The organism is Lamprobacter sp. (assembly GCF_034860625.1).
Lineage (GTDB): Bacteria > Pseudomonadota > Gammaproteobacteria > Chromatiales > Chromatiaceae > Lamprobacter.
In genome coordinates this window covers 1-7550 of sequence record NZ_JAYESN010000160.1, presented here as the reverse complement: position 1 = coordinate 7550, position 7550 = coordinate 1, and the positions used below count along the sequence as shown (strand labels likewise).

Here is a 7550-nt window from a genome sequence, read left to right as displayed (position 1 = left end):
GTCTTGCCGGTGCCAGCGCCGCCGAGAATGCGGCTTGGGCCATTCAGGTTCCGGGTCGCCAAGCGCCGTTGCGTCGGATGCAGAAACACCCGCCACTGCTCCAGCGGAGCGGACAGGATCGCCTGCAGATCCTGCTCGCCCTCGACCAGGTAGAAGCGCGCGCGGCTCTCGTCGCGATCCGCGGCGCTAGCAAAGTCATGGGTATCGATCTCCCGATCGACCCGCGTCTCGCGTGCGCTCAGGATGCTGCTCACCGAATCGCCGGCGAGCAGCAGAAACAGCCCCTCGTAGGCCTCCACCGGCAGTTCCTCGCGCATCGCATCGAGATCACCCTCGGAGCGGATCGTGCGCACCGCGGGCAGCATCTCCTCGGGCACCCCAACCGCCATCAGATCGCGATCCGACAGCCCGGCAAAAACCGGATCAGGCTCCAGCGGCGTCGGCGCGGCTCGACGCTGGACCGTTTCCTCGACGAAGTTCAGATTCGTCAGGGTGAGCGCGCCATTGACTGGATTAACGCTCATCTTGCGGGTGCTCGCCCACTGGTAGGCATCGTCGTGCTGGTCGACGTGCAGCCAGATGAAGACGTTATCCTTCGGCGCCCGAAAGATGATGCCGCGATAGGCCTGGTCGATCCGCACCGAGCGCAGGTTCTTATCCTTGGCGCCCTGAATGCGCTCGTAGTTGATGCCCGGACTGCGCGGATCGGTCTGGAACTTGAGCATGAACTCCAGCCCCTTGCTCTGCACTGCCGGGGGCAGCGCCGTCATGCGCTTGATCACGGCGTTGCTGACGATGATCTTGACGTCTTGGTTCATCGGCTTGGTCCGTTCATGCTCGACACTGATCGCATCCGGCGCCGCGACACTGATTCTTGTATGGCGTGCTGACTCATCACCAAACAACCCGAACACATCCGGATGCTGAAATGATTGGATCATTGGTGACTAACACTGCATCCAGGCAGACTGCGGTTGCCGCGATGATTCGATCGTGAAGCTCAGAGATATTGGAGATAAGAAAGGTTTGATGAATGATGTTAGCCGTCATTGGCTCAATCACGATCAGTGGATACCGACTTATATAATCATCAAGCGCCGAAAGGCTTGTTTCAATTCGTTTCTTTTCGGCAAGATAGCCCAATTCCGCGAGCGCCATCGCGGGAATAGCCAGGCGCTGATTGCCAGACTCCACATCGTTGAAAATCGTCTTGACACGCGCTGGCAATTTGCGGTTTTCAAGCCGCAAGACAATGGCCATGGTGTCGGCGACGTAGTCAATTTTCACGAGGATATTGATCTTGATAGGCGGTGAATTCCTGCTCCAGATGCCGAGCCTCCGCGCTGTCGAGTTGGCGTAATGCGCAGTCAATATCTGAAGCATCAGGGATGCGCGTAGCGCCTTCGCGCAGATGCAGAAAATCAATAAAGAGCTTGACCTCCCTTAACGCTTGCAAAGGCAGATCCTTAATACTCCGCTCGATGTCGCATTGGAGTTGTTGGTTGATCGTAGCCATCATTTTCCTCCTGTGGAACAGTGCGTCTCCGACTGTTTAGGTCTACAAATTCAAGGCTGACTCAACCGCCAGCCACCAGTCGCCAGCCTCTTCTATCACGGCAAACCCGGCCTGTTGCCAGCTCGCGGCACATTCCATCTGCGCGGGGGTGAGGAAGACCAGCCTCGCCGTCTCCCAGAGCGCCTCGGCCACCCGGTAGTCGTCGCCGTCTTCCACCTCGGTGCCGATCGCGTCTGGCGCCGCGACCCCGCGCTCGCTCAGCCGTTCGAAACCCGGTCTGAGACGCGCCAGGAACTCCGATTCTTCCAAAACCTTACCCCAGCCGGCGGGGGCGACTGCCGCCGTGACCACCTTCGGCTGCAGCACCGCCAGCACATGGCCGGCATCGAGCATCGATTCAGTCAGCAAGGCCACGCCAGAAACCCCTTGCAGTAGGTTCGCAATCCGCAACCATTGTCGCCAATGCGAATGCCCCTCCTTCAGCGCCTGTTCGATCACCAGATCGTTCAAGACCAAAGCACCGGCGAGCGGCTGGTCCGAGGTGGCCTTGCCGGTCAGGAACTTGGGTTCCGCCTTGCCGACCCAGTGCAGAAAACCGTTCTCAGGCCCCTGCAGATACACCTGATGGGCCTCCAACGCCAGCCACTCCGGCAACGCCTTAGACACCCGCTCGGCGCGCTCGCGCACAGCCTCCTTCACCTCAGCTGAACGCAGCACACTGCGCGCCAACAGATGCTGTCCGCTCGAGCCCAAGGCCGCCAGCGGGTCCTGATGCGTGGGGTCGGACTCAGCCAGCAGCCTGAGCAACAGCGCCAGCGCATGGCTGCTGAGATGCGACGGGCTGATCGGCGGCAACCGCTCGGTCGGGATCGCGGCACCCGACTTGGTCATCAGCAGCCCAAGCGGACTCGGCAGATCAGTCCCGGTCTTCTGCTTCTGCGCCGCCTCGATATCCTCGAAGCTGACCGACCAGACCCGGTAATCGCCACGCAGCATCAGCAAGGCGCGCTTGCGCGCATCGGCGGCCATCGACTGCTGATGAAACGCCCAGCCATCGACGAAGACGGCAAGCGGACGCATCGGACTCGCGGCCTTGGTCGCCGAGATCACGAAATCCGGCAGGCACAGCGTCTGGCCAGTGACCTGATCCTCGATCGGCACCTGGGTATCGACCCAATACTTGTTGGCGCCTACCGCGAGCAGATAAGCGGTCTTGCCGGCCTTGACGTCCTGCGTCACCTGAACCGCCGGAAACCGCTCGCCGCTGGCATCGAACTGCCCGCCGAGCGCCTTCAGCGCGGGCAGAAAACGGCGCTCCAGCTCCGAGCCAAAGGCCGGGTTGATCTCGATCTCGGACAGGCACTTGACCTGCTTGCGCTCAAAGTCGCCCTCGACCAGCTCGTCGAGGATCTCAAGTGCCGCGCGGCGGGAGATATGCTGCCGATTGCGCCCTTGCCGATAATGGAACACGCATTGGTAGCAGCCGTCGACCTCGGGCCGGGTCTGGCAGGGGCAGCTGCGAATCACCGCATGCGCGGCAGCGAGGACCGCGGCGAGGGTGTCCGCCTCGCCCGAGAGCAACTGTTGCAGATAGCCGGTGCCGCCCGGCACCGAATCGTAGATCAGGATGAAGGTCTTCCCCGAACCCGCCTCCGCGCCCGTCTCGGCGAGGGTATCGAAACGCAGATGATCGACCTTGCCGCCGAAGCGCTTGCGCATGCCAAGCTGCAGCGCCGACATGAACGAATAGGTGGTCTGCTCGCCGGAGCCGAAGCCCTTGGGCACCATGATGCGCAGGCATTCCGACTCGAAGGCGCGATACAGGAAGAGCCGGTCGAGCAGGTGCGCGTCGCCCTCGGCGTGCCGATCCCGACAGTCCGGCGTGTGCAGCTGTTCCCGGTCCTGATCGCGCTCGCGCGCCTGAGCGCCTCCCGGCTGCACCATGCCGCAGGTCTTGCATAACGAGAACCCGGTCTTCGCGCTGTCATCACCGGCGATCAGCATGAGCTGCTCCGATCCCGCCGCCGGTGCAGGTTGGCCCAGATTCAGATCATGGAACTGCGCCTTGGCGATAAATTCGAAGCCATAGACCGCCTGGCTGGACTCCAGCGTCCAGGCCGTTCGCACATCGGCGGGATCGAAGTTCATCAACAGCCGACGCGCGTAATAGCGCGGATTGCGCGCCTCGTCGGTCTCGGTGATGCGCGTCTTGTCCGCTTGGCGAACGTTGGCCACCGTGCGCCGCAGGCGCAACATCGATCGCACCTGGCTGCCATCGGCCCAACTGCCATCGCCGCACCGCGGACAGCTGGACGCCTTCGCCTCCAGCGCCATCAGCGGCACCAGGTAATGACAGTTGGCGCAGAAGCGATGCTCGGCCGGCGCTTCACCCTCCAGATCGATCTGATCGATCTGGACCTTGCTCTTGTGCGCAAAGAAAGTATTGCGCGGCGCAAACTCCGCCAGCGCTGCATGTGCGGGTCGGCTATAGCGGTGCACCGGAACCGAATACTCCTCGCCGCTGCGACGCTTGCCGTGAATGATAGTCGTCAGCGAGACGCCCTCTTCCGGAAAGGCATAGTTCGGCAACAGCCCGGCGTTGGTCATCGCCTCCAGCAACTGCTCGTTGTTGAGTTGCTGAATCCGCTGTCCGAGTCCGGCGCGCTCCTTCTCCAGTTCGTCGATCTCGGTCAGGGTCTGCTCGTCCTCGGGCCGTTTCTTGAGCCGCTTGAGCTCCGCTCCGATCCCGGTGCGACGCTTCTTCCACGACTCGCGCTCGGCGTGCATCTCTTCGAAGAAGGCGAGAAACCGCGCTTGCAGGTTTTTCTGTTGATCGGAGCCGGTGACGAACAACTGCAACCGTTCCTGGGTCGGGGCCTGCAGCTCATCGGCGAGCATCGCGCAGAAAGCGGCGAATAAGACCGGCTCGTTGCGATTCACGAAGTCGAGGTAGTTATAGGGGAAATGGCGGAGGTCCGCGTCGCCCTTCGCGACCTGATCTAAAGCATCACGCAACCGCTCCGGCAGCCTCGGTTGCTCCTGCGCCACCCAGTTGTCGAAAAAGAAGGCATAGAGCTGACGGCGCAGCACCTCGGCCGCGTTCAGGTAGATCGCCGGCGGCTCGACCTCGCCATGCAGCATCTCCAGTGGATTGGCGAAGTGATACTGGTCATGCCCATCGGATGAGGCATCGGCAATCGTCAGCACCGCCGCATTGCCATCCCGACGCCCGGCGCGGCCGACGCGCTGGATGTAATTGGCCTGATTCGGCGGCACACCACCCAGCATTACGCTGGACAGGCTGCCGATGTTGATGCCCATCTCCAGCGTTGGCGTCGCCGAGAGCAGGTTCTCGTACCAGGGCTCGGCGGCGCCCTCGGGCGCCATGAACCGATCCTGCAGCGCGAGCCGCTCATCACGCTCCAACAGGCCGGTGTGCTCGTGCGCGATCACGCGGTGGATGTCGCCGCGCTGCAAACGTGTCCGCCACCAGTTGCGGATCTGCGCTGGTGCCGGTCGCAGCCTCTCGCGCGGGCTGTTCCAGGCCGGCAGTCCGCTCAGCGCCTCGGTCTCCGCCGCTGGCACCCAAAGCGACTGCGCCGCACTCGGCGTCGTCAGCAGCCGCAGATCGCGGTGCAGCAAGAGCCGTTCTGGGCACAGCCCGAATACCCGCGCCTTGACACCGCGTTGCTCCAGCAGCAGAAAGCGGCCGAGCCCGACCTGCTCCAGCGCCTGCAGCAGCTCCTCGTAGGCCAGCGTGATAATCCCGGGCGAGGTGAGATCGACTGCGAGCGCCAACCGCGCCCAGCCCAACAAGGGATTGGCGTTGCGCTCCTCGAGGTTGAGAAAGCCGTGCCGGCCCGCCTCCCGGGTCACGAAGCGCGGCTGATCGCTGCGTCGGTGCGGTATCCAGGGCTCGCGCTGTCGCGCGTACTCAAACTTCTTGAAGTCCCCGGTCTCGGCCAGCTGCTCCAGGCCCAGGTGCAAGACGGCCCCGGCGCGAATCAGCATCAGCAAGGTGCCGAGCGCCCAGTACAGCACCCGCGCCTCGTCCAGGTCCTCAAGCCCACCGCCCGCCTGACGCAGCTCCGCGCTCAGCCCTGGCGCCAAGTCCCGCAACGCCTCCAGGTCCGGGAACAGCACCGCGATCCCCACCCTGGTTAGGGTGCGACCTCGATCGGAGCGATGCGCCAGCTCCTCGATCGCGCGCCATTGCAGCCGTTGGCGGAGCATCTCCGGCAAGCGCGATCCGCGCGGCAGGTCGCCGCGCGCCAGCAGCTCGCGCCAGTCGCGCAGGTATTCCATGCTCGGCGGGATGAAGCGCGCGACGAAATCGCGTGAGGAAGACGTGAGTTGAGAGGAGTGAGGAGTGAGTCCTACGCTCTTCTCACTCCTCTCCACTCTCTGCTTGCCCTCAAGCCAGGCACGCCCGATGTGCTCTAGCGCCTGGTCCCAGGGCAGCGCCGGCGCACTGGCCGGCTCAAGCGCCTCAATTGCCTTGGCCAGCGCCGCGCGCATCAAATGGCTTTCGGTCTTCGACTCGAGATAGCCGGCGCGGTGGGCGGCATCCTGCACCGAGTCCGAGAATAGGATCAGCTTCTTGTGATCGTTGAGCGGTGCCGACCAGAGGCGCTCGACCGCATGCGCGGCCAGGCTGGTGGTCTGGGCGCCGATGATCAGTTGACCGCCGCGCACGCCGCACACCGGGCAGGTATCGTCGTGAACGGTGACCTCGCGCTCGCCGCGGCCGGTCGCCTGGTTGCCCCGAACTTGGCGCGTGCGGGTGCCGCAGGCGACCGTCACCGGCAGCAGATCCTCGCTCTGGCAGTGCGGGCACTCGCTGAGGGTCCGATTGCCTAGGTGCCCACATTGGCCGCAGAGCCTCTGCTCAAGCACCTGCGTCATCGATGGCGCCCTTTCGCCAGGCTCGACATCGGCGCTGGCGCCGGCGCCAGCACTGGCATCAGCACCAGCAACGGCACCAGCACCACCATCACCACCCAGAGAGCCATCTCTAGAAGATCCCTCATAGGGATAGAGGCGAGCCAGAAAGGTATCCTGGTGACGGGCAAAGAAACTGGCGTAGATCTTGTCCGGATTCGCCTCGACGCGGCTGTCCTGTGGCCGTTTGATGGTCAACCAGCCGGTGGCATGACAATCCCGGCACTGCACCAGCGGCAGCCGCAGGCGCTCACGCTGACTCAGCACCGCGGCCTCTGATTGGAGCACCACCTCAGTCGGATCGCGGCTCACCGTCGCCACCACCCGACGCAGCTCCTGCAGCCAGAGCTGGATGCGCAGGCTGACCAGGAAGTTCAAGCGGCCCACCGGCGTCTCCGCGCTCACCCGCTGCCCAGCATGCGGTGCGCGCGCCCAGGCCACCAGCGTCAGCAGCGCGATCACCAGCGCCGGCGCCTCAGCCGCCACGCGCGCGCTCAGTGTGCGCTGCAGCTTGTCCGCGATCTCGTCAACCGTCACCGGTCCATGGCTCGCGACCCGCAGCAGCGACTGAAACAGCAGATGCTTCTTCAGCTCCTGCCCGAGCCGCAGTCGCCCGAGCGCCGTCTCGGCCTCGGCACTCAGCTCGGCAAGCAGCGCTGGCGCGGCGAAGAACGCCGGCAGGAATTGCCGCACCGCCGCCTCCGGGCGCTCGAAGTCGGTCTCGCCGATGGCCGCGAGCAGCGTCTCGTCGTCGGCCACCAGATGCTCGACCACCACATCGCCGATGAAGGCATCGAACCCCTGGCGGCGCTCGGTGATCACCGCGTCTTCATCGAAGCGGGTGGCGAAGATCTGGCTCGCGTACTCGCGCAGCGGTCGCGTATAGCTGGCATCGCCAAGGGTCGCCGAGGTGCCGATGCAGATCAGGCGCTCTGGATCGCACCGCAGCCGGTGGCGCAGACGGCGGATCAGCATCGCCAGGTCGGTGCCCTGTGCACCATCAAAGGTATGCAGCTCATCCACCACCAGAAAGCGCAGGGTCTCCGGGCCGTTGAACCGCCACAGCGCCTGATCGCGCGGGCGGATCAGCAGA

General features: G+C 64.2%; 3 protein-coding genes and 1 pseudogene. All 4 read right to left on the bottom strand.

Annotated features, from left to right (window positions below):
• Positions 1-941 (bottom strand): annotated as a pseudogene (locus VBE63_RS22510) (hypothetical protein); the annotation flags it as partial.
• Complete coding sequence (locus tag VBE63_RS22505) at positions 895-1287, bottom strand: type II toxin-antitoxin system VapC family toxin (protein ID WP_323685258.1); 393 nt, start codon at positions 1285-1287, stop codon at positions 895-897. The pseudogene VBE63_RS22510 and the gene VBE63_RS22505, both read right to left, overlap by 47 nt.
• Positions 1277-1516 carry a hypothetical protein gene (locus tag VBE63_RS22500; protein WP_323685257.1) on the bottom strand — a complete coding sequence of 80 codons (240 nt, stop codon included), beginning with the start codon at positions 1514-1516 and terminating at the stop codon, positions 1277-1279. Before VBE63_RS22500 ends, VBE63_RS22505 begins: the two co-directional genes overlap by 11 nt.
• Positions 1517-1558: 42 nt before the next feature.
• A partial coding sequence (locus tag VBE63_RS22495) for a Zn-binding domain-containing protein (protein WP_323685256.1) occupies positions 1559-7550 on the bottom strand: 5992 nt, incomplete at its 5' end.